Origin of the sequence: Carboxydothermus islandicus (assembly GCF_001950325.1) — a bacterium.
Classification (GTDB): domain Bacteria; phylum Bacillota; class Z-2901; order Carboxydothermales; family Carboxydothermaceae; genus Carboxydothermus; species Carboxydothermus islandicus.
On the sequence record NZ_BDJL01000132.1, the window covers coordinates 1 to 26,242 of the forward strand.

Below are 26,242 nucleotides of genomic sequence, written 5' to 3' on the forward strand. Positions count from 1 at the left end.
TCATCGGAAATGCCAGTTCTTGAATGCCCTTACTGTCCAGGTGGTATGGTGTATAAAGGAAAAAAAGAGTAAACATTGCTGCTTACTCTTTTAAGTCGCCCGAAGGGCGAATTTGTTCCTTCTGCTGTTTATTATGACAACAATACTATTGACAACACGGTGGGTAAAACTGCTAGACAGGACTGCAGAGTTTGCCAGCAGAATAGCCGAAGGTGACATGACAGTATCAGTTGTCGCTGGAGGAACGACTGAACTGCAAAAAATGTAAAAAGCACTAAACAACATGATTTCCAGTTTAAGGCAAACTGTTACGGTTATAATGGATAACGCAAATAAACTGGTAAACATTGTAGAGCAGCTTTCTCAAAGTACTAATCAGTCTGCGGCTGCAGCAATAGAGACTGCTTCTACTGCCAGCGAAATTGCTGCTAATGTTGAGCGTGTTGCCACTAATTCTGAAAAAGTATTTGGGGAAGTTAAAAATGTTAGCGATGATGCCCAAAAAAGTTCTATGTTGCTATCAAATGCTAAAATTCAGACCAAACAATTGCAAAAATCTTTTGATGACATAGCAACTGCTGTCCAGCATTTGTCTGAACGTATGAATAATATTGCTCAGGTCTCACAGGCAATAACCGATATTGCCGAACAGACAAACCTACTTGCGCTTAATGCAGCAATAGAAGCAGCACGGGCCGGTGAAGCTGGAAGAGGGTTTGCTGTAGTAGCAGAAGAAGTACGGAAATTAGCTGAAAATTCAGCTGGTGCAGCTAAAAAAATAATGGACACCGTTTTTGAGCTGGAAAAAGAAATGACAGAAGTTGTTAATACTGCTGATAAAAATGCTATTGTCGTAGGAGAAAGCGTAAATGTTATTAATACTGCTGTAGATTCGCTTACTACTATCATAGATAGGGTAGAAAACCTTGTGGATAAAGTACAGGAAATTCAAGAGACAATAACGCAGGTTAATACTGCAGTTCAGGGTATAGCTGCCGCGGCTGAAGAACAAAGTGCTATTAATGAAGAAATATCTGCTTCAGCCGAAATGCTTAACAAGATGGCGGCAGAACTGAATGAGCAGGTACAAAAATTTAAGGTTTGACTTTGAAGACACCCCGCTTTTTAGAACGGGGTGTCTTTTATCATTATAAACTTTGCATGGGCAGTAGCCATCCGGCTGTCTTCTGATAGTGTCCACCGGGTTCCCAGTCGCTTTATCCCTGTAATTTACAAAAAACTTTATGTTTCGTACTTTAAATGGTGAGGTCTCTAATAGGTTAAAATTTTTTCGCGGTAAGTTTCTACATAATCTTGACACAAACGGGTCTTTTTTATTTCTTGACAGGTTTTTTAGTGATGTTTTACCATAAACATAAAAGGGTTGCAAAATTTACAATTTTTCAAATATTAAAACAACGCTTTGTGAAGGGCAAACCCGGCGAAAGCCGGCGACGCAAAGCTACAGGGGCTAAAGCCGTAAGGCTATGCCAGCCAGCTGCCGAAGGTGTGGATTTAGAGTTAAGCCTCCGCCTTTGGGCAGGAGGTTTTTATATTATTTCAAGGGAGGGGATGGAGAAATGAAAATAAGTAAAATCCTGGAAACTGTTTCTGATTATCAAAAATTATTTACCGAAGACACAACGTTTATAGTTTCTGATCTGGAAAAGTATTTATATTATCGTCCGGGGCGAATTGATTTTGGGTTTAAGCCGGGAGATAAAATAGTTGAAGGAACATTAATGGAGAAAGCAATGAAGCAAAACAAGAAAATTGTTGCCAGGGTTGAAAAAGAACAAAGCAAATTTGGGTTTCCGTATATTGCAACGGCAATTCCTATAACTGATGAGGAAGGCGTTGTGGGAGCAATGGCGGTAGCTTTCAGTACGGAAACCCAGGATATGGTAATTAATATGTCAGACAATTTAGCTCGAGTTACCGGCGAAATTAGGGAGTCGGCTACGGAATTTAGTACTTCAGCTGCGGAATTGGCAAATACAAACCAGCGAATTGCCGGTGAATCAACAGAACTGCAAAATGAAATAGCAGGTATTCAAGAAATTGTTAATTTAATCAATAGTATATCCGATAGAACTCATATTTTAGGCTTAAATGCTGCGATTGAAGCTGCCCGAGTAGGAGACAAAGGTCGGGGCTTTGCGGTGGTAGCGGAAGAAATAAGAAAACTTGCCCAGCAAACCAAGTATTCGGCCCAGGATATTAGAAAAAAGATAAATCAAAGCTTACATAGCCTCAATGAATTAGTACAGAGCATTCAAAACTTAGCAGCGATAAGTGAGGAGCAAAGTGCGATGGCTCAGCAATTAACGGCAGCGATTGAAGAAATTTCAGCGGTGGCTGAGGATTTAAAGAATATTGCTTTTAAGTTAAAATAAATTAAGAATTTTGCTTTATTTTAAAATTTGACCCGTTATCCATCCTATCTTTTCTATTTTAAGACAAAAAATTTTTACCATTCTGGCGAACGGAGTTTTTGTTAACTATAAAATAAGAAATGTTGACAAAGATAAAATTCAACATATATTATAAACTATAAACCGGGAGAGGGGGTAGAGCCATGTTGAACCGGATAGTAGCCTTAACCCAAAAAGTACTGGACGGTGGACAAATTAACCAATCTGAAGCGCTGGAGCTTGCGCAGGCTGAGGGAGCAGATATTCTGATACTGGCAGCAATGGCGGCCAAGATCAGGGAAAAGTACGTGGGGGATAAGGTGGAGTTATGTGCAATCATCAGTGTAAAAACCGGTCATTGTTCTGAGGACTGTGCCTTTTGCGCTCAATCGGTCCATCATCATACAGAAATTACACCAACTGAAATGCTCGAGGAAGAAAAAATCTTAGCCAAAGCCAGGGCGATGGAAGCGGCCGGGGCCCATCGTTTTGATTTGGTAACGGCCGGTCTGGGAATGACCGAGGAGGATGAGGATTTCAAAAAAATTTTAGCTATTTATAAACGTTTGCGCCAGGACGTAAAAATAGAATTATGCGCTTGTCTGGGGACATTAACAGAAAAAGCAGCTATGCTGCTGCGCGAAGTCGGAGTTACCCGGTATAATCACAATCTGGAAACAGCGCGTAGTTTTTTTAGCAATATCGTTACAACTCATACTTATGATGAACGGATAAAAACCATTAAAAATGTCAAAAAAGCCGGAATGGAAGTATGTTGTGGCGGCATTATCGGTATGGGAGAAACGATGGAACAACGGATTGAGTTTGCATTTACGCTAAAAGAATTGGATGTAGATGCCATACCGATAAACGTGCTCAATCCCATTAAGGGAACAAAATTGGAAAACCGGCCGCTTTTATCGCCCCTGGAAGTTATCAAGACTTTTGCCATTTTCCGCTTCATTTTGCCGGATAAAAATATCCGATATGCCGGTGGTCGGGAGGTAAATTTGCGGGATATGCAGGCTCTGGGGTTAATGGCGGGGTTAAACGGCATGTTAATCGGGCATTATTTAACCACTAAAGGCCGGGAAGTGGAAACAGATTTACAAATGATTAGAGATTTAGGTTTAAAAATTTAGGAGAGGTGGCCACTGGCCAAGAAAAGCAGGGGGGATAAATGTAGCTGCGGAAAAAACGGTGGACGTTACTTCAGGATTGCTTGCTTTGCTGGTAAGGCTGAGGGTTTGGAGGGTTTAAAATGGGCTCTTTTAACTTTCTCTTTAAAGCCAGTGACGGAAAGGAAATTTATTGCTACCGCTGGGTTCCGGATAAACAGCAGAAACTTCGGGCAATTGTTTATATTGCCCATGGTATGGCGGAAACCGCAGCCCGGTATGAGCGATTTGCTTTGGCTTTAACAAAAGAAGGTTATCTTGTCTTTGCACACGACCACCGGGGGCACGGGAAAACGGCGAAAAGCATTGAGGAAATAGGCTATTTGGGTCCCGATGGATTTAACCGGATGGTTCAGGACATGAAGGAACTCATTGGTTTTGTTAAAAATGAAAACCCGGAACTTCCAATTATCTTATTTGGTCACAGTATGGGCTCTTTCCTGGCTCAGCGGTATATTACTCTTTATGGTGAGACCTTAGATGGTGTGATTTTATCGGGTACTTCCTGCGCTCCCGGGCCTATTGTTAATCTTGGCATCTTTTTGGCCAAAAAAGAAGTCGAAAAATACGGCCCTAAACATAGAAGCGTTCGCTTAACAAAGCTTAGCTTTGGCAACTACAATAAAAAGTTTAAACCAAACCGCACCGAGTTTGACTGGCTTTCCCGCGATGCCGAAGAAGTAGATAAATACATTAATGACCCTTACTGCGGGGGAGTATTTACCGCAAGTTTCTACTACGATTTTTTAAGAGGGTTAAAGGAAACTTTCCGCCGGGAAAACTTGGCTAAAATCCCTAAAGAGCTTCCTATTTTTATTTTTAGCGGCGATATGGACCCGGTAGGTAACATGGGTAGAGGTGTTTTAAAGTTAATAAAAACTTACGAAAAATTAGGTTTAAAAAATTTAGCATACAGGCTCTATCCCGGAGGCCGGCACGAAATGTTAAACGAAATTAATCGGGAGGAAGTGGTCGGGGATATTATAAACTGGTTAAATAAATTGTTTTAAATTGTAAAAATTCATTATGAATTTTCGGGCATTATTCTTCTGATTATTTGCAATTTTAAAAGATAAAAAACTTGTTGTTTAAGAACAAAGGGCAAAAAAAGAGAGAGCATTTCAAAAAACAAAAAATGGATTGAACAGAACTCTAATATATAAAATTTAACAGGGGGGTATTAATTTAATGTACGGCTGGCGTTTAAGAATTGGTTTAATGGTGCCCGCATCAAACACCACGATGGAAAGTGAATTCTGGCGGATGGTGCCGGAAGGAGTTTCAATTCATGTTTCCAGGATGCTTTTAGAAAATGTAACTGAAGAAGCACTTATTAAAATGGAAGAACATGTAGAGCGAGCAGCAAGAGAGTTAGCAACAGCTAAGGTTGATATAATTACTTTCGGCTGCACTTCTGGAAGTTTGGTAAAAGGAAAAGGCTATGATATGGCAATTTCCGACAAAATAACCTCAATTACCGGTATTCCCAGCATTACAACTTCAACGGCAGTTTTAGAAGCACTGCAGCTTTTAAATATTAAAAAGGTTGCTGTAATAACTCCCTATATTAACGCTATAAATAAGCGGGAAGCGGAGTTTTTAGAAGCAAACGGCATTAAAGTTCAAGAAATTGTTGGGTTGGGGTTAGTTGATAATACCGAAATAGGCAGACAGGAATATTATGTGCCGTACCGGATAGCCAAGAGTTTAAACTTAGCTGATTGTGACGGTATTTTTATCAGCTGCACGAACTTCAGGACAATCGAAATAATCGAAATCTTAGAAAAGGAGTTAGGGATACCGGTAATAAGTAGCAACCAGGCTACCTTTGCAGCAGTGTTAAGAAGGGGAGGAGTAAATTTAGATTCGGTAAAGGGATATGGGAGTTTATTTAGTAAGGGAAATTAACAATCTAAGTAAAAATTAAAAACCCCCTTGAGATTGGCGGATATGAAACCAATACAAGGGGGTGTAATTATTTTACATAAAAAATTGAAAGCTTTAAAAAAATGGTGGGCACGGCAGGGTTCGAACCTGCGACCTCTTGAATGTGAGTCAAGCGCTCTCCCGCTGAGCTACGCGCCCGCATTTCGTAAATTTATTTTAGCATGGACTATTAAGAGTGTCAATTATTCCATTCTTCAAATCCCTGGAGGTGTATGGTAAAATTAAGGAAAAGTTAGAAGGTGATTTTGATGATTGAGACTACTATTAATGCTCAGACGAAAAATTATCTTTCGGAAGAAGAATTAGTTCGAATGCTAAAAAATATGGAGTTTAATGATGAATATGCTGTCCAGATTTTTAATTTTTTCACCGATGTGCCTTTTGAAAGTATTTATCGCTTTTTAATTAAACATAACCTTTCGGAAAAGGAGCTTCTTAAATATTACCGGACGTTTGTTAAAAAGTATTATCCCAATCCTGAGTTTGAGGGGACTTTTGGCTATGGAATTTCCGTGGGCTAAACTTTTTAAATTAGCGGTAGACTTTTTAAATGATTCCTTAATTCCTACTACTGATTGGACTTTTGGGGGAGGAAGTGCCCTATCTTATTATTTTTATCACCGGGAAAGTAAAGATCTCGATATCTTTTTTACCGATGCTCAGTATCTAACCTGGCTTACTCCAAGACTAAATAATTTTGTTGCCCAAAGGATTGAAGATTATGTAGAAAGTTCAAATTTTCTAAAGTTACAATTGAACGATGGAGAGATTGATTTTATTATCGCTCCCTATTTTACCCCAGATCCGTTTAAAAAAATGAAATTATTTGGTAATGAAATTCAAATCGAAACTCCCTGGGAAATTGTTTTAAAAAAACTTTTTTATCGTTCACTAACTCTTAAAGTTAGAGATGTTGTTGATGTTGCTGTGGTATATAAAAATCACAGGGAAACGCTTATTAGGTATGCAAAAGGGCTTGGAAGGAAAAAAGAGGTTATTGAAAAAAGGTTTCAAAATTTAATAGAAATTTATCCCAAAGAAATTGAAAATTTAAAGATCTTGGATGAAAGTTTAAAAGTTGACGCGTTAGATATTTTCAAAAAATTTCTGCGAGAAATTTAACATCCTGGAGGAATAAAAATGGCGGTTATTGAGGTAACCGGACTTACCAAGCGGTTTAAAGAAGTAGAGGCAGTAAAAGGGGTAGACCTTACCGTTTATGAAGGTGAGGTCTTTGGTTTTTTAGGACCCAATGGGGCCGGGAAAACTACTACCATTTCCATGCTTTGTACGATTTTAAAGCCCGATGGAGGCCAAGGCCATGTTGCGGGTTATAACCTGTGGCGGGAAAAGGATAAGGTCAGGCAAAATATTGGGTTAGTTTTTCAGGATCCCACGCTGGACCGGAATTTAACGGCCTACGAAAACCTCTGGTTTCACGCTTTAATCTATAGCATTCCCGCCCGGGAACGCCGGGAACGGATTGAAATGGTTTTAAAGATGGTGGAGCTTTACGAACGAAAGGACAATCTGGTACAAACCTTTTCCGGCGGGATGAAACGAAGACTGGAAATTGCCCGGGGTCTTTTACACCATCCGAAAATTCTTTTTTTAGATGAACCGACGGTAGGACTTGACCCCCAGACCCGGGTGCATATCTGGGAGTATATCCACAAAATCCGCAAAGAAAAAGGAATTACCATTTTTCTCACTACCCACTACATGGATGAGGCGGAAAACTGCGACCGGATTGCGGTAATTGACCAGGGAAAGATTATTGCATTAGATACCCCGGACAATTTAAAGCAAATGGTTGGAAATAATATCGTTTACATAAACTCTCCGGAAGCAGCGGGAATTGTTCCTTTTATTAAAGAAAAGTTTAATTTTGAGGCGAAGCTTGTAAAAAACCAGGTGGTGGTGGAAGTCAAAGAAGCGGAAACCTTTATCCCGGCCCTTTTACAGGATCTTCCTTTTCCGGTGACTTCGGTGGCTATCAAAAAACCGACCCTTGATGATGTGTTTTTAAAGCTTACCGGGCGGGAAATACGGGATGAATTAGGAGAAAACCATAGAACACCGGGATTTAGCCGGCGCAGGAGGTGGCGTTGATGGCGGCTCTCTGGGCGATTTTTTACCGGGAGTTAATTCGCTACTGGCGGGAAAAAATCAGGATAATTACTTCATTAGTACAGCCGGCTATCTGGCTTTTTGTCATGGGCGGTGGAATGGGAGCGGCTTTTAACGGACCCGGTGATGTTAGCTATCGTACTTTTATTTTTCCTGGAATTGTGGGGATGACAGTTTTGTTTTCTGCAATATTTTCGTCAATTTCCATAGTCTGGGACAGGGAGTTCGGGTTTTTAAAAGAAGTGTTGGTATCCCCGGCTTCCCGCGAAAGTATTGTTTTGGGGAAAGCTCTGGGTGGTGCTACTACTGCGGTTATTCAGGGGATGATTATATTAATTTTTGCTCCGGCTGTTGGAATCAATCTTACTTTTTCCATGGTGGTAAAAGCTTTTGTTACCATGTATTTTATTGCCCTTACCATGGCGGCTTTTGGAATTGTGATTGCCGCCCGGATGCAGTCGATGCAGGGGTTTCAATTTGTCACGAACTTTATTGTCATGCCCTTATTTTTCTTAAGCGGGGCTATCTACCCTTTAAAGGGAATTCCCGGGTGGCTTGCTGCTTTGGCTGCGATAAACCCTCTGGCTTACGGGATTGATCTTTTAAAGCACGTGTTTCTGCCCTATCATGAATATAGCTTAACTACTGATATTGCTGTGATGGCCGGATTTTGTGTTTTGTTTTTATTTTTAGGGATACTTCTTTTTAAAAAAGATGGATAAAATTTAATAACCGGCAGGAAAAAATTATCTTATGTTGAATATACTAATTATCCTGGAACCGGAGGGGTCTAACTTGGACGAGTATACCGGGGTTATGATAGAGGAGTTTAAAAGGTTAGTCCAGTTAGTTGCCGAGGGTGTGGCCGATAACAGCCGGCAAATTGCCGATTTATCCTTAGAAGTGCGGCAGGGTCTTACCGCTATTACCGAGCTGAAATTCCGGGACGAACTGGCGTTTAACCGCATTGATGAAATCAGCCGCCAGCTTACTTCTGGTTTACAGTACATGGAAAGCATTCAGCAGCAGTTAATTGAAGTAAAAGCTAACCAGGAGCGGGTGCTCCTGGTAACCAGGCAGTTGGAAGAAAGCCTGGTCAAGATCAATAAGAAGCTTGCTGAGTACGACAATCGCTTAAAACTTCTTGAATTAAAAGCCTTTTAACCCCCATAGACCGGGGGTTTTATTTTTTCTGTAAATTCTGTTAAGATAAAAGAAAAAAGGTGACGAAAATGGAAAGGTATTATTCTTATACTAAGTATTTAAAGGAGAAATTTGGCGGTAAAGTTTATAAAATCCCCGTGAATCTTCCCCATACCTGTCCAAACCGCGATGGTACGGTGGGAACCGGAGGTTGTATTTTTTGCGAAGACTCGCCCGGGGGGTTTGTTTGTCTGCCCGATACGCGGGCTATATCCCAGAAAGTAGAGGAGTTAAAAAAATATTTTCAAGATAAGTTTAAAGCTCAAAAATTTATCGTTTATTTTCAAGCCTATACCAATACCTATCATCCGCTAGCGGTTTTCCGGGATTATATTTTATCAGCGGTGGATAACACCGATATTGTTGGCCTTTCCGTTTCTACCCGGCCCGATGCGGTAAACGATAAATACCTTGAGGTGCTGGCGGAGGTTAAAGCTGAGAAAAACTTGGAAGTTGATGTGGAGCTTGGTTTGCAGACGGTTAACTATAAAAATTTAATTGCGATAAACCGGGGCCACACCTTGGCCGAATTTATCGATGCAGTCTTACGCATAAAAAAATATGGCTTAAATGTTACGACCCACTTAATTTTGAACCTGCCCGGGGAAACGTTAGATGATGTCATTGAAAATGCCAAGATCATGTCAGCATTAAAGATAGATTTTGTAAAGCTCCATACCCTGTTTATTCCTGAAAAAACAGTTTTAGGGGATATGTATCGTGCGGGGAAAATTGAGATTATACCCTTGGAGGAATATGTCCATTGGGTGGTAACTTTTTTGGAGTATTTAAGTCCGGAAGTGGTGGTGCAGCGGTTAATTGGAAAAGGTCCCGATGAAGGGGTACTCTTTTCCAACTGGGGGGTTAGCTGGTGGAAAATTAAACATTTAATTGAGGGAGAGCTGGAAAAAAGGGATACCCGGCAGGGGGCAAAATGCGATTATTTAAACGGGAAAGCGGTGCAAAAGTTTTTGAGATAAAAGAGGAGGGACTATGGCTAAGTTTATTGATTTACGCAGTGATACGGTAACAACTCCTACTCCAAAGATGCGTGAGGCCATGTTTTCTGCCGAGGTAGGGGATGACGTTTACGGCGATGATCCTACGGTGCGGGAATTAGAAGAGTTTGCGGCATATAAGATTGGCAAAGAAGCAGCTCTTTTTGTTCCCAGCGGGACCATGGGCAATCAACTGGCTCTTATGACCCATACCCAGCGGGGCGATGAGGTGATTTTAGGAGAAGACTGCCACATTTTTAAATATGAAGTTGGGGCACCGGCAGTATTATCCGGCGTGCAGCTCCGGGGGCTTAAAACAAACGCTGGTATGATGGATTTAGAGGAAGTAAAAGCTGCGATACGACCCAACGATATTCACATGCCAAGGACTTCCCTTATTTGTCTGGAGAATGCTTACAGTAGCGGAGAAGTAGTGCCCCTTACCTATCTGGAAAAAATCCGGAAGATTGCTGAAAGCCACGGTCTTAAAATTCACCTGGACGGGGCGAGAATTTTTAATGCTGCTATTTACCTGGGGGTTGATGCCCGGGAAATTGCCCGTTATGTCGATTCGGTCATGTTCTGCCTTTCCAAAGGACTGGCGGCCCCGGTAGGGTCGATTCTCGCCGGAAGTAGAGAATTTATAGAAAAAGCCCGTAAATACCGGAAACTCTTAGGAGGTGGTATGCGGCAGGCGGGAATTTTAGCGGCAGCGGGAATTGTAGCTTTAAAAGAAATGGTGGAGAGGCTTTATGAAGACCATGAAAATGCATTATATCTTGCCCAGAAGTTAATTGACCTTGGCTTTGAAGTGGATTTAAAAAAGGTGCAGATTAACATGGTGTGGGCCAAAGCAAAAGACAACTTAAATATAGAGAACTTAGCTTATAAACTACTCCAGTATGGCATAAAAATTAATCCCCCGATAAACCGCCTCTTTCGTTTTGTGACTCATAAGGATTTGACCAAAGACGATTTAGATTATTTTCTTAATACGCTTCAAAAAATATTAGAGGAGGAGAAATAGCATGTTTTTTCAGAAAAAAGACCAAAATAAAAATAAGGAAAAGCAAAAGGATGAACTGCTTAAAAAGATAGCTCCCAAAGCGGCTGAAGCTTCTTATTTAACTGCAAGTCAAAATGTTATAGCTTTTGAAGTATTAGAGCAAATTAAAATCGCCGATGAGGAAGCAAATAGCTTAACTACCGCTTTAGAACAGGTTAGTGAAGCTGTTAATGAGGTAGCTTTATCGGCGAATCAAACGGCAGAAACTTATAGTGAGATTGAGGAAAAAGTCAATAAAGGTTTAGATAATGTTAACGAAATGGTAAAGGAAATGGAGCAAACTCGTGAAAATATAGAAGCTCTTTTACAAAATATTGTACTTTTAAACGAAAAAGCTAAGGAAGTGCTAAATATAGTTGATATCATCCAAGATATTACTGATAAAACTAACCTTTTAGCATTAAATGCTGCGATTGAAGCAGCCCGAGCTGGGGAAAACGGCCGTGGTTTTGCCGTTGTTGCCGATGAAGTAAGAAAACTTGCTGAGCAGACTAAGAATTCAGCCAATGAAATTAGAGAAGCTTTGACAGGTATTACTAACGGAATTCAAGAAATAGTAGGAAAAGCGAATATTAGTGGTGAGAAGGTGAGAGTAACTTCAGAAAAGGTTATGGAGGTAAATGGAATTTTCACAGATATTTATGGAATGGTGAAAAATGTGGCAGATATGATAACCAGAATTTCTGCTGCAACTCAGGAACAAGCCAGCACCACTTTAACGATGGCTGAATCGGGTAAGACCTTAAGTAACTTTGTCGAAAAAGTTCGTAAGGTTATCGAAGATATTACCGAGTTTTCGCGTAACTCCCAAATTGAAAGTTTAAATATCTGTCAAACAATTGACAATGCTGATTTAGGAATTTTAAACTTTATAACCTGTCGCATCACTGACCATGTTAACTGGATGATGAAACTGGTAAATATATTAGAAAATAAAGCTTTTGCTGAGAAAGTAAGTACCCATCAAGAATGTGCTTTAGGCCGCTGGTATTATACCAGCGGGTTAGAGGAAATAAAAAAATATGGAAGAGAAGTGGAAGAATTGTATTATGCCTTGGAAGAGCCTCATAAAAAACTCCATGAAGCAGGGATCAGGGCTGTAACTTCTTATAAAGAGGGGAATAAGGAGGAGACGTTTGCTTCATTAAATGAAGTCTTACACAATTCCCGCCAGGTAGTGGACATTTTGTTTAAAATATACAATAAGATCGAAAATTTTTAACTTAAAAAAAGTATTGACGAAAAAAATAAATAGTATTATTTTAAAATTTGTAAATAATTAAAGGAGCGTGAGAATATGGAAACAAGAGAACTGGTGATAATTGGCGGAGGCCCTGCGGGTCTGGCAGCGGCAATATACGGAGCCAGAGCGGCTTTAAATCCGCTTATTCTGGAACGGGGTGTACCCGGCGGACAGGCTGCTACTACCGAATGGATTGAAAATTATCCGGGTTTTGAGGACGGGATTGGCGGTTTTGAGCTGATGGTACATATGCACCGGCAGGCGGAAAAGTTTGGGGCCGAGTTTAAAAATGCCGATGTAATGGGGATTAAAAAAGAAAACGGAATTTTTATTTTAAATACTTCAACCGGTGAAATCGGAGCGAAAACGGTAATTATAGCTACCGGAGCCGAACCAAAAGAATTGGGCGTCCCGGGTGAACGGGAGTTCAGGGGCAGGGGCGTTTCCTACTGTGCTACCTGTGACGGCAATTTCTTTAGAGGAAAGACCGTGGCAGTAGTGGGCGGCGGTGACTCTGCCTTGGAAGAAGCGATTTACCTTACGAAATTAGTGGAAAAAGTTTACCTTATCCACCGCCGGGAAGGTTTTAGAGCGGCCAAAGTGGTCCAGCAAAGGGCTAAAGCTAATCCCAAGATTGAATTTGTTTTAAACACCGTAGTGGAAGAAATTGCTGGCGAACGAAAAGTTGAAAAAGTGGTAGTAAAAAATGTACAGACCGGGGAAAAGTCCGAGATTCCCGTGGACGGTGTGTTTATTTATGTTGGTCTAAAACCAAACACCGCTTTTTTGGAAGGCTTTTTGGAGCTGGAAAACGGCTATATAAAAACCGATGAAAACATGGCTACCGCTATTCCCGGGCTTTTTGCTGCCGGGGATGTTCGGCTCAAAGATCTTCGCCAGGTAGTTACCGCCGTTGCTGATGGTGCCCAGGCTGCCGTTTCGGCGGAAAAGTATTTGGAGGAAAATAAATAGCCATGGAAATAATTAAAATTAGAAGCTCAAGAAAAATTGAGCTGATTGATATCACAGCCAAAGTAGCTGAGGAAATTTGTAATTTTCCCGAAGCAAAAGCTGTCTTGCTTTATGTTCCCCACACTACTGCCGGGATTTTAATTAATGAAAATGCCGATCCCGATGTTAAAAGGGACTTAGAAATGTATTTTGCCAGGGTTGTTCCCGACCTTCCTTTCAGGCATCTTGAAGGTAACTCTCCGGCTCACATCCTGTCTTCTTTGGTGGGGGTATCGTTGTATGTGCCAATTAATCAGGGAAAGCTTGGTCTTGGAACCTGGCAGGGGATTTACTTTGCGGAATTTGATGGCCCCCGGGAACGCAAGGTATATTTAACTCCACTTTAAAATTTTAAATAAAAAAGCCGCAAAACTTTTATAGTTTTGCGGCTTTTAAAATATATATAGAGAAAAGGGAGAGGAGATTAGGCTTCGATATAAGTATAACCAAAAACCACTAAAGATAAACAGTAAAAGTCGGTGAATGGTAAAAAATTAAGTGTAAACGGCAGTTAGAAAGATTTAACTGAAAAGTATTTACTTTTCAATCGAACATATGTACTATAAAGTAAGGGGGGATTTTAGTGGAGTATTTGGTGGTAGACCAGGAGCAAAAAGCCGTTAAATTATTGCCGGAGGTGAATGTTTTCTGTGGTCCGTATTTTCTTGGTTTAAAACGGGCGTATGAAAAAATTAAAGAGCAGCAGGAAGTAGTGGCTCTATCTTACGGGGAGATTTACGAGATTAATCCGGAGGCTTATTTAAACCGGTATTTAAAGCAAAAACTTTCTTCTAAAAAAGTGGAAGTTGCGGAAAGTTGCAGGCAAATGTTAGAACTAAATGAACAAATTTTTACCAAAAAAGAAGAGTTTTTAGAATTAAAACAAAATCTTTTAAAGCTTCCTCAAGGGGATTTAAGTAAACTTGACCCGGAAAAGCTAAATCTTTTAAGACAGCTTTTAAAGGAACAGGAAAGGCGCGAGATAATAAAAAAGCGAACCCAGAAAGAATTCGAGCATTTTTTCCGGCAACTTGAAAAATTCTTGTCTACCCTCCGGGAGCTGGTGAAAGAAGGATATATCACGGAAGGTGAAACTTTTAGCCTTTGGGAAAAAATCAATTCTTTAAAAGAAGAAATGGACTTTTTTCGAAAGGAAACCGAACAGGAAGAAACGATTGATGAACAGCTAATGGAATGGGTAAAAGAGCAGGAAAATTTGTGGGAAATATTTATCCTGCGGGAAAACCTGCAAAAAGAGTTTAAACTTTTGTCTTTGGAGTTAAAAGAGCTTTTAAAACAGAAATTTTTAGCAAAGAAAAATTTAAAACAAAAACAAAAAGAATTTCTAAAACTTCTTTTAAAAGAATTAGACGAAATTTTGCAAAAGACGCTTAACTTTTTTGAATGTCAGGTGCAGCTTAACGGAGATACCGGTGAATACCGGGCTTTTCTTGAACGGGTTTTGAAAAGCGCTTCTCTTCCCCTTAAAAAGAAAATTGGGCCCTTATGCGAAACAGTTCCTCCCCGAAAACTCATTCGCTTACTAAATCATCCCCGGTTAGAAAAGCAGCCAGAGTATCAGGTCTATTCCGATTTATTTTACTGGTTAAAGGGAAAGCTTAGTTCCTGGGAAAAATTTTTTTTAAAAAATTTAATTTTAGGGGAACGGGTAATTTTAAAAACCAGGACAAGCTCCCAAAAATTAGAGGATGAAGAACCGGAAATGCAAAATTTAGCGTTAGTTTTATTCCTGTTGGCGTTAGAGAAAAAGCCGGTAGCCCTTTATTATCCGGAAAGAGCAATGGATACGGCTAAAATTGCTTGCTTTTTAATCCCGGTTTTAAAAACAAGGCGCGCTCAAACCATTATTATTACCCAGAATCCGGTATTTATTTCGACTTTGCAGCCGGAAAACGTGGTTTTATTTGGTTATAAAGATAAAAAGCCGATATTTTTGCAGGGAAGGGCGGACAACCCGGAAATAAAAAAGTGGCTTTTACTGTTTCTGGAAGGAGGCCAGGAAAACTTTGCCCGGCGCCAAAGTTATTATCAAATATAAGGAAGAAAAAGTTATCGTGGATGCTTTTTATGAACAGTACCAGCACTACTTTGCCGACAAAGCAAAGATTAATTTAAAAAATTATTTAACTCCCACCGAATATCGCTTGCTGGGTTTCCTCTGGGAAAACCGGGGCAGAATTGTTTTAAAGGAAGTAATTATGGAAAAGGTTTTAGCGGATTTTGCCGGAGTTAGCGATGAAAGCCTTAAATGGCATTTAAAAAATCTAAGAAAGAAGCTTCGGGATTTGGGATACGAAAATATTATTCTCTGTCATAAAGGTTACGGGTATTCCTTTAATAAGGAAACCCTTTTTAATTTTGAATTTGATTAAAACTCCCTTAAATCCTCCCTTTATACTACCCGAAAACCTCCCCCGGGCAAAAGTAAATTGTTGGGCGGAGGTGTTTTTATGTTGATAAAGTATAACGAAGTGATTGGCTTTTATCCAAGTTTAAAGCCCGGAGTTGGCGAAGGAACGATAGTGGTGATGAAAGGCGGGGATGAGGTGTTTCTCCGGAAAAGTATTAAAAGCTTTCGACGAGAAATATTGTGGTATTATTTTGTGGATTTTAAAGCCTTAAGGAGTATGGCCAGAGAATTCGGGGAGCCGGTACCTTTGGTTCTGGGGGAGCGGGTGTTCGTTCCCTTAAAATTTCGCCACCGTGCTTTTGCCGGGGATTTTTGCTATGGTTATTTTTCTTTGGAGGAAATTGTTTTTTGCGGTGGGAAAGAGAAAGCAGCAATTATTTTAAGTTGCGGTAAAAAATATAGTTTAGCTTGCAGGGTAAAAACAGCAACTACTTCGTTAATAAGGGCAAAAATCTTTCGTTTGGAGATAAGTTTCAGGAAATAAGTTAATTTTTTCACCAGGCAGGAAAAAAGGATAATAAAAAGAATAAAATGAATAATAAGAAAATTAAGAATATAGGTAATTTTAATAAAAAATAAAATTGTACATTGTATACAAAGTCAATTTTTACTTTTGCAATATAAAATTTTTTAACAAGGAGGGAAGGTAGTGAAACTTTTCGAATACCAGGTAAAGAAAATTATGAGGGAGTTTGGAATTTTAGTACCTCAGGGTGAAGTTTTTTTTGATTTAGAGCAGGCCAAAAACCATCTGGAAAAAGTTGGCGAAGGAGTAGTCAAAGCGCAGGTATTAACCGGTGGCAGGGGTAAAGCCGGAGGGGTAAAAATCTTTTCCAATCCGGCAGAAGGTTTTAAACTGGCGGAAGCCATCCTGAAGATGACCATTAAGGGCGAGAGAGTTCGGGCAATTTTAATTGAAGAAAAAATTCCCATTGAGCAGGAGCTTTATTTATCAATTTTTGTGGATGGACGGATTAAAAAGCCGGTAATAATTGCTTCAAAAGCAGGGGGCGTGGACATTGAAGATGTGCCGGAAGAGGAAATTTTAAAGCTTCCCGTAGACCCTTTAATTGGAGTAAGAAATTATCACGGAAACATAGTGGCACAAAAGCTGGGGCTTTCGGGAGATTTAGGAAAACAGCTCACTGCTTTGTTAATTAACTTATACCGCATTTTTGAAACTTACCAGGCGGAGCTGGTGGAGATAAATCCCCTGGTGATTTCCCGGGAAAAGCTTATTGCTGCCGATGGCAAGATGACTGTTGATGATGATGCGCGTTTTCGCTGGCCCGGGGACCTTCCCTTTAATGAAGAAAAAACTCCGTTGGAAAAAAGGGCTGAGGAAATTGGCGTATCCTTTGTAGAACTGGATGGGAATATAGCGGTGATGGCTAACGGTGCTGGAATTACCATGGCTACTCTGGACTTAATTGCCTATTTTGGCGGAAGGCCAAAGAATTTTATGGATGCCGGTGGTGGGGCCAACGCCGAGCAAATGGCCAAAGCGCTGGACCTTTTAATTTCCACCAATCCCAGGGCAATCTTAATAAATATTTTTGGCGGTATAACCCGCTGTGATGAGGTAGCAAAAGCTTACTTAACGGTGAAACAGCAAAGGGAAATTACGGTGCCGGTGGTGATTCGACTGGTGGGAACCAATGAAGATATCGGGGTAAAAATGCTTCAGGAGGCAGGAGTGGAAAGCTTTTCTTCCCTGCGGGAAGCGGTGATTAAAGCGGTGGAGCTTGCCAGAGTTGGGGGGGACAATTAGTGGCTATCATTATTACCGAAGAAACGCGGATAGTTGTTCAAGGCATTACCGGTAATCAGGGACGGTTTCATACCGGAAAGATGTTAGAGTACGGGAGCAAAGTTGTGGCCGGGGTAAGTCCCGGTAAAGGGGGGACAGAGGTTTTAGGGGTACCGGTTTTTAATACGGTACAGGAAGCGGTAAAGATTACTGGGGCTAACACTTCAATTTTGTTTATTCCAGCTCCTTTTGTCCTGGATGCCGCTTTGGAAGCAATGGAAGCGGGGATTAAAACCATTGTTATTATTAGCGAGCACGTACCTTTACACGATGCTTTGAAAATTATGCGGGTGGCACAAGCCTACGGAGTTACCGTTGTTGGACCAAACACTTTTGGAGTTATCTCTCCGGGAATTGCCAAGGTTGGAATTATGCCCAATACCATTTACCAGAAAGGTCCGGTAGGGATTGTAGCCCGAAGCGGTACTTTAAGTTACCAGATTGCTTATGAATTAACCCGGGCGGGTTTGGGCCAATCGACAGTAGTGGGATTGGGGGGAGACCGGGTAGTGGGACTTTCCCTGGCCGAGGTAATCTTAAGTCTTGCCCGGGATGATGAAACCCAGGGAATTGTGGTGGTGGGGGAGATTGGCGGTACTGCCGAAGAAGAAGCGGCGGAAGTCATTCGCCACATAAATAAGCCGGTAGTAGCTTTTATTGCGGGAAAGACAGCTCCACCGGGAAAAAGAATGGGGCATGCCGGGGCAATTATTGAGAGGGGCCGGGGCACCTACCAGAGTAAAATTGATGCCCTCTGGAATGCCGGCGCTTTGATTGCGGAAGTGCCCTGGGAAGTGCCGGTGTTGATGAAATCAGCTCTGGTGAAATAGGAGGGAGTGGCATGGAAAAGGAAGAGAAAAAAGTTGTCCTGGATTCGGGGATTGAGGTTAAAACCGTTTACGGTCCCGATGATCTTGCAGGCTTTAACTACCATGAGAAACTTGGTGAACCGGGGCAGTACCCGTATACCCGGGGCATTCAGCCCAATATGTACCGGGGAAAGTTGTGGACGATGCGCCAGTATGCGGGATTTGGTACTGCTAAGGAAACCAATGCCCGTTTTCACTACCTTTTACAACAGGGGCAGACGGGTTTATCGGTAGCCTTTGATTTACCCACCCAGATTGGCTATGATTCGGACCATGAGCTGGCCCGGGGAGAAGTAGGTAAGGTTGGCGTTGCTGTGGATTCTCTTTTGGATATGGAAGAGCTCTTTTCCGGAATACCCCTTGATAAAGTTAGTACCAGCATGACCATTAATGCACCGGCGGCAGTCTTACTGGCAATGTATATTGCGTTAGCCAAAAAGCAGGGGGTGGACCCCAAAAATTTAAACGGCACCATCCAAAACGATATTTTAAAGGAGTACGTGGCCCGGGGAACGTATATTTTTCCACCGGAACCATCGATGCGCATTATTACCGATATTTTTGCCTTTTGCAAAAAAGAAGTGCCTAAATGGAATACCATCAGTATTTCCGGCTACCATATCCGGGAAGCGGGCTCGACTGCAGTGCAGGAATTAGCCTTTACCATCGCCAACGGAATTGCTTACGTTGAAGCGGCAATTCAAGCGGGCTTATCGGTGGATGAATTTGCACCGCGGCTTTCCTTCTTCTTTAACGCCCATTTAAACTTTTTTGAGGAAATTGCCAAGTTCCGGGCGGCCCGGCGGATTTGGGCCAAAATCATGAAGGAGCGGTTTGGCGCGCAAAATCCAAAGAGCTTACTTTTGCGCTTTCACACCCAAACGGCCGGCTGCACCCTTACTGCTCAGCAGCCCAAGGTAAATCTTATCCGTGTTGCCTATCAGGCTTTAATGGCGGTGCTTGGCGGTACCCAGTCGCTGCATACCAATAGTTACGATGAAGCCCTCTGTCTGCCCACCGATGAAGCGGCTCTCCTGGCTTTAAGAACCCAGCAGGTCATTGCTTATGAAATTGGCGTTACCGATACCGTTGACCCCCTTGGCGGAAGTTATTACGTGGAAAGTTTAACCGATGCCATTGAAGAAAAAGTGTGGGAATATCTAAAGAAAATTGAGGAAATGGGTGGGGCGGTCGAAGCGGTGAAAAATGGCTTTATGCGCCGGGAAATTGAGAAAAGCAGTTACGAATACCAGCGGGCCATTGAAAAGGGTGAGAAAACGGTTATTGGCGTTAATCGTTTTGTAATTGAAGAGGAGCCGCCAAAAGACTTATTAAAGGTTAATCCGGAAATTGAGAAGGTGCAGCTGGAAAAACTAAAAAAATTAAGAGCAAATCGGGACAACGAACGGGTGGCAAAAGCCTTAAAGCGCTTAAGAGAAGTTGCCGAAAGTAAAGATAATATAGTTTACCCCATTTTAGAAGCGGTGGAGGCTTATGCGACTTTAGGTGAAATCTGCGGGGTTTTACGGGAAGTCTTCGGTGAATACCGTCAGGAATAGGGAGGGTTATGATGAAAAAAATTCGGGTTTTAATAGCCAAACCGGGTTTGGATGGCCATGACCGGGGAGCTAAAGTTATAGCTCAGGCGCTCCGGGATGCAGGTATGGAGGTTATTTATACGGGGATTCGCCAAACCCCGGAACAAATCGCCAAAGCGGCGGTGGAGGAAGATGTGGATGTGGTCGGGCTTTCCTGCCTTTCGGGAGCGCACAATGAGCTTTTTCCCCGGGTAGTGGAATGTTTAAAAGAGCTGGGAGCCGGGGATATTCCGGTAATCGGGGGAGGTATTATTCCCCATGAAGATCATGCTTACTTAAAAGAGAAGGGGGTTAAAGCGATTTTTGGTCCTGGAAGTTTGACGGCGGATGTGGTGAAAGTAATAGAAGAACTGGTAAGAGAGGAGGGGAAAGATGTTTAAGAAAATTGACCATATTGGGATTGCGGTAGCGAATTTGGAGCAGTCGGTAAAAACTTTTGAGCTTTTTGGCTTTCAAGTTGCGGGAACGGAGGAAGTACCGGAACAAAAGGTTAAAGTAGCTTTTTTCCCGGTGGGCGAAACTAACCTTGAGTTATTAATGCCCACCGATGAAAAAAGTGCAGTTGCCCGGTTTTTAATGAATCACGGGGAAGGAATTCATCATATTGCTTTTTTAGTGGAAAATTTGGAAGAAATACTGGCCGGTTTAAAGGAAAAAGGCTTTAACTTAATTGATGAAAAACCGCGCATTGGAGCTCACGGGAAAAAAATTGCCTTTATTCATCCAAAATCAATTAACGGCGTTTTAATAGAACTTTGTGAGGTGGTGGACGATGGAGAATAAGTTACAGGAACTTAACCGGAAAAGACAGGAATCCCTTTTGGGGGGCGGCGAAAAAAGGATAAAACGGCAGCACGAAGCGGGTAAACTTACAGCGCGGGAAAGGATAAACCTGTTGTTGGATCCCGGAAGCTTCGTTGAATTGGACATGTTTGTGCGGGGGGAACAGAGGGAGTTTGCCAAGAGCGACATGGAAAACTACGGAGAAGGGGTGGTAACCGGCTACGGTACCATCAATGGACGCACGGTTTACCTCTTTTCCCAGGATTTTACCGTTTACGGTGGATCGCTGGGGGAACTGCATTCGGCGAAGATCTGTAAGGTAATGGATTTAGCCATGAAAGCGGGAGTTCCCTTTATCGGGCTTAACGACTCAGGCGGAGCCCGGATTCAGGAAGGGGTATATTCCTTAAGTGCCTACGGTAATATTTTTTACCGGAATACCCTTGCTTCGGGAGTTATCCCGCAGATTTCGGTGATTATGGGACCGTGTGCCGGGGGAGCGGTTTATTCGCCGGCAATAACCGATTTTATTTTCATGGTTGATAAGACCAGCCAGATGTTTATTACCGGTCCTCAGGTAATTAAATCGGTTACCGGTGAAGAAGTAAGTCCCGAAGAGCTCGGCGGTGCTATGACCCATAACCACATCAGCGGCGTTGCCCATTTTGTGGGGGAAAACGAAGAAATCACCCTGAGTATGGTGCGAAAGCTTTTGGAGTACCTTCCCCAGAACAACATGGAGGAACCGCCAATTAAGGAGCCGCTGCCACCAAGATATTCGGCGGAAGAGCTCCTGGATATTGTGCCGGAAGATCCTAACAGGCAGTATGATGTCCGCGATGTAATTTTACGCATTGTCGATGACAGTGAATTTTTTGAAGTGCATAAATATTTTGCAGAAAATGCGGTGGTGGGTTTTGCCCGTTTAGCGGGAAGGGTAGTGGGAATTGTAGCCAACCAGCCCAAGTATTTGGCGGGCACTTTGGACATCAATGCTTCCGATAAAATTGCCCGTTTTGTGCGTTTTTGCGATTGCTTTAATATTCCGCTTCTAACCTTTGTCGATGTACCGGGCTTTTTGCCGGGAATCAATCAGGAGTACGGTGGAATTATCAGGCACGGAGCCAAGATACTGTATGCTTATTCCGAAGCTACCGTTCCCAAGCTTACGGTGATCCTGCGGAAAGCTTACGGTGGGGCTTATGTGGCCATGTGCAGTCGTTCTCTGGGAGCCGATGCGGCTTTTGCCTGGCCGACCGCGGAAATTGCGGTGATGGGCCCTGACGGTGCTGCCAATATTATTTTCCGGGATGAGATCGCCCAGGCGGAAGACCCGGCTAAGATGCGGGCAGAAAAAACGGCGATGTACCGGGAAAAGTTCTGCAATCCCTATGTAGCGGCTGCCAAAGGGATGATCGATGACGTAATTGATCCCCGGGAGACCCGGGACCGTTTGATTAAAGCTCTTTTGGCTATAAGTACCAAGAGAGAAGCAAGACCCATGAAGAAGCACGGAAATATTCCCTTTTAACAACCCCCGGGGAGGTGATTGGGGTGCAGGAAAAAATCTTAATAGCCAACAGGGGTGAAATTGCCCTTAGAATAATCCGGGCTTGCAAAGAACTGGGAATAACTTCGGCGGTGGTTTATACCCCGGCAGATAAAGATAGCCTTCCGGTTAAAATGGCCGATGAAGCTTATCCTTTAAAAGAAAATAAAAGTTACTTAAATATTGAAGAAATAATCAATACCGCATTAAAAAACCAGGTTACCGCTATTCATCCCGGTTACGGCTTTCTTGCGGAAAACTCTAAGTTTGCCAAAAGCTGCTTGGATGCCGGAATAAAATTTATCGGGCCTTCGGCTAAAGCGATAGAACTTATGGGGGATAAAGCGGTAGCCAGGGAAATAATGAAAAAAGCCGGTGTGCCGGTAATTCCCGGGTCCGATGGCGAGATTGATGATTTTCGGGAAGCCCTTAAGGTTGCCGATGAAATTGGTTACCCGGTAATTGTCAAAGCTGCCGGCGGAGGAGGTGGCCGGGGAATGCGGATTGTTCACACTCCCAAGGAATTGGAAGAAGCGATTCAATCCGCGGCCCGGGAAGCCGCCTCCACCTTTGGTAATTCCAAATTATATTTAGAGAAGTATCTTCAGGACTGCCGGCACGTGGAGTTTCAAATTTTAGCCGACCAGTACGGAAACGCGGTTTATTTGGGAGAGCGGGACTGCTCCCTGCAGCGGCGCAACCAAAAGGTAATTGAAGAAGGACCGTGCCACGTCTTAACGGAAAGAATGCGGAAAAAAATGGGCGAACTGGCGGTGCGCTCCGCCATGGCCGTTCATTACGCCGGAGCCGGTACGGTGGAATTTTTGTTGGATGATCGGGGAAACTTTTATTTTATTGAAATGAATACCAGGATACAGGTGGAACATCCGGTAACGGAAATGATTACCGGCATAGATATTGTCAAAGAGCAAATAAAAATTGGCCTTGGAGAAAGGTTAAGCATTACCCAGAAAGATGTGAAAATTTACGGACACGCCATTGAGTGCCGGGTAAATGCGGAAGATCCGATATCGTTTATTCCTACCCCGGGGGAAATAAAAAAATTAATGCTGCCCCAGGGGCCTTTTGTCCGGGTGGATACGGCGGTTTACGAAGGTTATACCATACCGCCTTATTATGATTCGATGATTGCCAAGTTAATAGTATGGGGAAGAAATCGGGAAGAAGCGATTATCAGGATGAAGCGGGCGCTGGAGGAGTTTGTCATTGGCGGTGTTACCACCAACTTACCGTTTTTACGCAAGGTGATGGATAATGCCTTTTACCGGCGGGGTGAGGTTTATACCAACTTTATCAAACGCCGGATGGAACCTTTAACCGAAGAAGACCTGGAAACCTACCGGGATAAACAGATATTTGGTGCCGAAGGGGAGCAGGAACAACCTTTAGAGGAAATAATTGCCGCGGTAGCCGCCGCCTTTGCTGCCAATCAAGCTTCAAAGAAAGAAACGCGGGAGCCGTATTTAACGTTATCTCCCTGGAAGATCGGGGGGCTTTTGGAACAAATGCAGCGTCGGCTTTTTAAAGGAGGTGTTTAAGATGGTAAAAAAATTTAAAATCCGGGTAAACGGCCGGGAATACGAGATAGAGGTGGAAGAAATCCACACCGAAGGGTGGGGAGTTTTACCCAACACCCGAGATATAGAACGAAAAGCGGTTGGTTCGGAAATGAAGAGCCATTCTTCACCTGCACCGGCGGTAAAGACCAACGGGGTTTCCGGAGGAATTAAAGCTCCGATGCCCGGAGTGGTGGTGGCTATTAAGGTTAAACCGGGTGACACGGTTGGACCCCAGGACGTGGTGATAACCATTGAAGCTATGAAAATGGAAAATGAAATTACTGCCGGAAGGAGCGGTGTGGTGGACCAGATTTTGGTTGCCGAGGGAGATACGGTTCAGGCGGGGCAGGTTTTAATAACCTTAAAATAATAGGGCCTTTTGGCTCTTTTTTCTTTTAATTAAGAGGATTTTGGGTTATCATAAAGAAAATATATAAATAAATTTTGTGAGTGAAAATGGAGGGGATGAAAGTGAAAATAACTTTTCTGGGTCATGCCGGTTTTTTAGTAGAGGAAGAAGGGCTTAAGTTTTTATTTGATCCATTTTTAACGGGAAATCCGCTGGCCAAAATTCGCCCCGACGAAATTACTGCCGATTACATCCTGGTAAGTCACGGCCACGGTGACCACCTGGGGGATACCGTTGCTATTGCGCAAAAGAGTGAGGCAACCGTAATTGGTGTTTTTGAACTTTGTAATTTTCTTTCCCGCCAGAACGTTAAGACCCATCCCATGCATATAGGCGGCAGATATAACTTTGGGCGGTTTACGGTAAAGCTTACCCCCGCCTGGCATGGAAGCTCCTTTGGAGAAGGGCCAATGGAATACCTGGGAAATCCCTGCGGTTTTTTACTATCCGTTGGCGGGAAAACATTATACCATACCGGAGATACCGGACTCTTTTACGATATGAAGTTACTTGCCGAAATAGACCCGGTAGATATTTTATTGGTACCGATTGGTGGCAATTTTACCATGGATGCCAGAGATGCGTTAAAAGCTCTGGAACTTGTTAAGCCCCGGTATGCCATTCCCATGCACTATAACACCTGGCCGGTAATTGCGGCGGATGTACGGGAATTTAAAGATAAGGGCCGGGCACTGGGAGTAGAAATCTACCTTTTAAATCCCGGGGAGACGGTTGTTCTTTAAAAGAAATAATGATAAAATAATCTTTAGATTTTCCACTGGAGGAGTTTATGAACGAGCCACTGATAATGTACCGCGAAGGATTATGGTATTTGGTTATATTAGGGGTTCTGACAGTAGCGGGTGCTGTTTTTAATTTATGGCTTGGGGCTTTTGTTTTTCTTTTGTTTCTTTTTGTGGTTTTTTTCTTTAGAAATCCGCAAAGAACAATTCCGGAAGATGAAAAAGCAATTATTTCACCGGCGGACGGTGTGGTTCTGGATGTAGCTGAAGTAAATGAAAGCTATTACTTAAAAGGTCCGGCGATAAAAATCAGTATTTTTTTATCAATTTTTGATGTTCATGTAAATCGGGCTCCATTAGCAGGAGAGGTGGAGTATGTGCACTACCGTCCCGGAAAATTTCTTCCTGCTTTTAAATCTCATGCCTCGGAAATCAATGAACGAAATTACATTGGGATAAAAAACCCGTATCTTCAAGTGTTGGTGGTACAAATTACCGGTTTTATTGCCCGGCGGATTGTAAGTTTTGTAAAACCCGGGGACATATTAAAAAAAGGACAGCTACTGGGCATGATTAAATTTGGTTCGTGTACCGAGATTTATTTACCGAAAGAAACGGTGGAAGTTTTGGTGAAAAAAGGCCAGCGGGTGTATGGTGGAACTACGGTTATTGGGAGGATTAAATAATGATTTTAAGGGCAATACCGTCGGTATGTACTCTTTTAAATTTAGCGATGGGCATGCTTTCCATTATTGCGACAATTAATGAAAACTACCTTTTGGCAGCGGTTTTAATCCTGATAAGCGTGCTTTCAGATGGCATAGATGGCAGGCTGGCCCGTCGTTTTGCGGTAGCTTCGGATTTTGGCAAGCAGTTGGACTCCCTGGCGGATTTGGTATCCTTTGGGGTGGCTCCCGCCCTTTTGGTTTATGCCGATAGTTTAAGCGGTTACGGCTATGTTGGTTTATTTATTATAGTCATGTATACGATGGCCGGTGCCTGGAGGCTTGCCCGTTTTAATATTTTAAACATTACCGGTTATTTTATCGGTATACCCATAACTTTTGCCGGAGGTTTTACCGCTGTACTGGTACTTTTATCGTTAAAACTTGCCTCTTTTCCACCTGTAGCGTTTCTCGTTATTACTCCTTTATTGGCTTATCTTATGGTCAGCAGAATAAAAGTTCCCAAGTATTAAATTTTCGGTAAAATAACTATTAACCGCTCACCAATCCCTTTTAACCATCGTATACTATGATAGCCTTAAAAGGAGGGATTGG

The 26,242-nt window shown here is 42.4% G+C and carries 29 protein-coding genes, 1 tRNA gene and 1 riboswitch; of the genes, 29 read left to right on the forward strand and 1 reads right to left on the reverse strand.

Annotation, left to right across the window (positions count from 1 at the left end; all coding sequences use genetic code 11):
* The first annotated feature begins 511 nt into the window (after positions 1–511).
* The 5 genes from ciss_RS10485 to ciss_RS10505 all read left to right on the forward strand — a co-directional run bounded on the left by ciss_RS10485 (position 512) and on the right by ciss_RS10505 (position 5,500).
* Entirely contained in the window at positions 512–1,105 is a 594-nt protein-coding gene (locus ciss_RS10485) for a methyl-accepting chemotaxis protein (protein WP_439951284.1), read from the forward strand.
* 316 nt (positions 1,106–1,421) lie between these two features.
* A riboswitch (cyclic di-GMP riboswitch) is annotated at positions 1,422–1,506 on the forward strand.
* A gap of 74 nt (positions 1,507–1,580) precedes the next feature.
* Positions 1,581–2,396 carry a methyl-accepting chemotaxis protein gene (locus ciss_RS10490; protein WP_075866241.1) on the forward strand — a complete coding sequence of 272 codons (816 nt, stop codon included), beginning with the start codon at positions 1,581–1,583 and terminating at the stop codon, positions 2,394–2,396.
* A gap of 182 nt (positions 2,397–2,578) precedes the next feature.
* Complete coding sequence (bioB, locus tag ciss_RS10495; RefSeq protein WP_075866242.1) at positions 2,579–3,556, forward strand: biotin synthase BioB; 978 nt, start codon at positions 2,579–2,581, stop codon at positions 3,554–3,556.
* Positions 3,557–3,675: 119 nt separating this feature from the next.
* A complete protein-coding gene (locus tag ciss_RS10500) occupies positions 3,676–4,602 on the forward strand; it encodes an alpha/beta hydrolase (RefSeq protein ID WP_075866243.1) in 927 nt (308 codons plus the stop codon).
* A gap of 178 nt (positions 4,603–4,780) precedes the next feature.
* Entirely contained in the window at positions 4,781–5,500 is a 720-nt protein-coding gene (locus ciss_RS10505) for a maleate cis-trans isomerase family protein (protein WP_075866244.1), read from the forward strand.
* A gap of 102 nt (positions 5,501–5,602) precedes the next feature.
* Here the strand turns inward: ciss_RS10505 and ciss_RS10510 are convergent.
* Positions 5,603–5,677 (reverse strand) — tRNA-Val (locus ciss_RS10510).
* A gap of 110 nt (positions 5,678–5,787) precedes the next feature.
* On the opposite strand from ciss_RS10510, the gene ciss_RS10515 reads away from it, so the two are divergent.
* The 24 genes from ciss_RS10515 to pssA all read left to right on the forward strand — a co-directional run bounded on the left by ciss_RS10515 (position 5,788) and on the right by pssA (position 26,160).
* A complete protein-coding gene (locus ciss_RS10515) occupies positions 5,788–6,060 on the forward strand; it encodes a hypothetical protein (protein ID WP_075866503.1) in 273 nt (90 codons plus the stop codon).
* Positions 6,041–6,661, forward strand: a complete 621-nt coding sequence (locus tag ciss_RS10520) for a nucleotidyl transferase AbiEii/AbiGii toxin family protein (RefSeq protein ID WP_075866245.1) — start codon at positions 6,041–6,043, stop codon at positions 6,659–6,661. The genes ciss_RS10515 and ciss_RS10520 overlap by 20 nt, the downstream gene beginning before the upstream one ends.
* Before the next feature lie 18 nt (positions 6,662–6,679).
* Positions 6,680–7,651 carry an ATP-binding cassette domain-containing protein gene (locus tag ciss_RS10525; RefSeq protein WP_075866246.1) on the forward strand — a complete coding sequence of 324 codons (972 nt, stop codon included), beginning with the start codon at positions 6,680–6,682 and terminating at the stop codon, positions 7,649–7,651.
* Positions 7,651–8,391, forward strand: a complete 741-nt coding sequence (locus ciss_RS10530) for an ABC transporter permease (RefSeq protein ID WP_075866247.1) — start codon at positions 7,651–7,653, stop codon at positions 8,389–8,391. The genes ciss_RS10525 and ciss_RS10530 overlap by 1 nt, the downstream gene beginning before the upstream one ends.
* A gap of 73 nt (positions 8,392–8,464) precedes the next feature.
* Complete coding sequence (locus ciss_RS10535; protein ID WP_075866248.1) at positions 8,465–8,833, forward strand: hypothetical protein; 369 nt, start codon at positions 8,465–8,467, stop codon at positions 8,831–8,833.
* 68 nt (positions 8,834–8,901) lie between these two features.
* Positions 8,902–9,852, forward strand: coding sequence for a tRNA modification radical SAM protein MnmL/YtqA (mnmL, locus tag ciss_RS10540; protein WP_075866249.1), 951 nt, complete (start codon positions 8,902–8,904; stop codon positions 9,850–9,852).
* A 13-nt stretch (positions 9,853–9,865) separates the two neighbouring features.
* Positions 9,866–10,897, forward strand: a complete 1,032-nt coding sequence (gene ltaE / locus ciss_RS10545; protein WP_075866250.1) for a low-specificity L-threonine aldolase — start codon at positions 9,866–9,868, stop codon at positions 10,895–10,897.
* Position 10,898: 1 nt separating this feature from the next.
* Positions 10,899–12,158 (forward strand): methyl-accepting chemotaxis protein, encoded by a 1,260-nt coding sequence (locus tag ciss_RS10550; RefSeq protein WP_075866251.1) that lies wholly within the window; start codon positions 10,899–10,901, stop codon positions 12,156–12,158.
* A gap of 75 nt (positions 12,159–12,233) precedes the next feature.
* Positions 12,234–13,151 carry a thioredoxin-disulfide reductase gene (trxB, locus tag ciss_RS10555; RefSeq protein ID WP_075866252.1) on the forward strand — a complete coding sequence of 306 codons (918 nt, stop codon included), beginning with the start codon at positions 12,234–12,236 and terminating at the stop codon, positions 13,149–13,151.
* Between the two features lie 2 nt (positions 13,152–13,153).
* Entirely contained in the window at positions 13,154–13,537 is a 384-nt protein-coding gene (locus ciss_RS10560) for a secondary thiamine-phosphate synthase enzyme YjbQ (RefSeq protein WP_075866253.1), read from the forward strand.
* A 236-nt stretch (positions 13,538–13,773) separates the two neighbouring features.
* Complete coding sequence (locus tag ciss_RS10565; protein WP_075866254.1) at positions 13,774–15,249, forward strand: hypothetical protein; 1,476 nt, start codon at positions 13,774–13,776, stop codon at positions 15,247–15,249.
* Positions 15,218–15,583, forward strand: coding sequence for a helix-turn-helix domain-containing protein (locus tag ciss_RS10570; RefSeq protein WP_075866255.1), 366 nt, complete (start codon positions 15,218–15,220; stop codon positions 15,581–15,583). Before ciss_RS10565 ends, ciss_RS10570 begins: the two co-directional genes overlap by 32 nt.
* A 78-nt stretch (positions 15,584–15,661) precedes the next feature.
* A complete protein-coding gene (locus ciss_RS10575; RefSeq protein ID WP_075866256.1) occupies positions 15,662–16,105 on the forward strand; it encodes a hypothetical protein in 444 nt (147 codons plus the stop codon).
* Between the two features lie 165 nt (positions 16,106–16,270).
* Entirely contained in the window at positions 16,271–17,392 is a 1,122-nt protein-coding gene (gene sucC / locus ciss_RS10580) for an ADP-forming succinate--CoA ligase subunit beta (protein WP_075866257.1), read from the forward strand.
* A complete protein-coding gene (gene sucD / locus ciss_RS10585) occupies positions 17,392–18,261 on the forward strand; it encodes a succinate--CoA ligase subunit alpha (protein WP_075866258.1) in 870 nt (289 codons plus the stop codon). Before sucC ends, sucD begins: the two co-directional genes overlap by 1 nt.
* An 11-nt stretch (positions 18,262–18,272) precedes the next feature.
* Complete coding sequence (locus tag ciss_RS10590; protein ID WP_077177561.1) at positions 18,273–19,859, forward strand: acyl-CoA mutase large subunit family protein; 1,587 nt, start codon at positions 18,273–18,275, stop codon at positions 19,857–19,859.
* An 11-nt stretch (positions 19,860–19,870) separates the two neighbouring features.
* Positions 19,871–20,278 carry a cobalamin B12-binding domain-containing protein gene (locus ciss_RS10595; protein WP_235837296.1) on the forward strand — a complete coding sequence of 136 codons (408 nt, stop codon included), beginning with the start codon at positions 19,871–19,873 and terminating at the stop codon, positions 20,276–20,278.
* Positions 20,271–20,681, forward strand: a complete 411-nt coding sequence (gene mce, locus ciss_RS10600; RefSeq protein WP_075866261.1) for a methylmalonyl-CoA epimerase — start codon at positions 20,271–20,273, stop codon at positions 20,679–20,681. Before ciss_RS10595 ends, mce begins: the two co-directional genes overlap by 8 nt.
* Positions 20,671–22,212: an acyl-CoA carboxylase subunit beta gene (locus ciss_RS10605; protein WP_075866262.1), complete on the forward strand. Its 1,542-nt coding sequence runs from the start codon at positions 20,671–20,673 to the stop codon at positions 22,210–22,212. Before mce ends, ciss_RS10605 begins: the two co-directional genes overlap by 11 nt.
* 23 nt (positions 22,213–22,235) lie before the next feature.
* Positions 22,236–23,789: an acetyl-CoA carboxylase biotin carboxylase subunit gene (gene accC, locus ciss_RS10610; protein WP_075866263.1), complete on the forward strand. Its 1,554-nt coding sequence runs from the start codon at positions 22,236–22,238 to the stop codon at positions 23,787–23,789.
* Between the two features lies 1 nt (position 23,790).
* Positions 23,791–24,180, forward strand: a complete 390-nt coding sequence (locus ciss_RS10615; RefSeq protein ID WP_075866264.1) for a biotin/lipoyl-containing protein — start codon at positions 23,791–23,793, stop codon at positions 24,178–24,180.
* Positions 24,181–24,275: 95 nt separating this feature from the next.
* The gene (locus tag ciss_RS10620) at positions 24,276–24,962 is read left to right on the forward strand and encodes a metal-dependent hydrolase (RefSeq protein WP_235837297.1); all 687 of its coding nucleotides are present in this window, start codon (positions 24,276–24,278) and stop codon (positions 24,960–24,962) included.
* A 47-nt stretch (positions 24,963–25,009) separates the two neighbouring features.
* Positions 25,010–25,648, forward strand: a complete 639-nt coding sequence (locus ciss_RS10625) for a phosphatidylserine decarboxylase family protein (RefSeq protein ID WP_075866266.1) — start codon at positions 25,010–25,012, stop codon at positions 25,646–25,648.
* Positions 25,648–26,160, forward strand: a complete 513-nt coding sequence (gene pssA / locus ciss_RS10630; RefSeq protein ID WP_075866267.1) for a CDP-diacylglycerol--serine O-phosphatidyltransferase — start codon at positions 25,648–25,650, stop codon at positions 26,158–26,160. The genes ciss_RS10625 and pssA overlap by 1 nt, the downstream gene beginning before the upstream one ends.
* Positions 26,161–26,242: the final 82 nt, after the last annotated feature.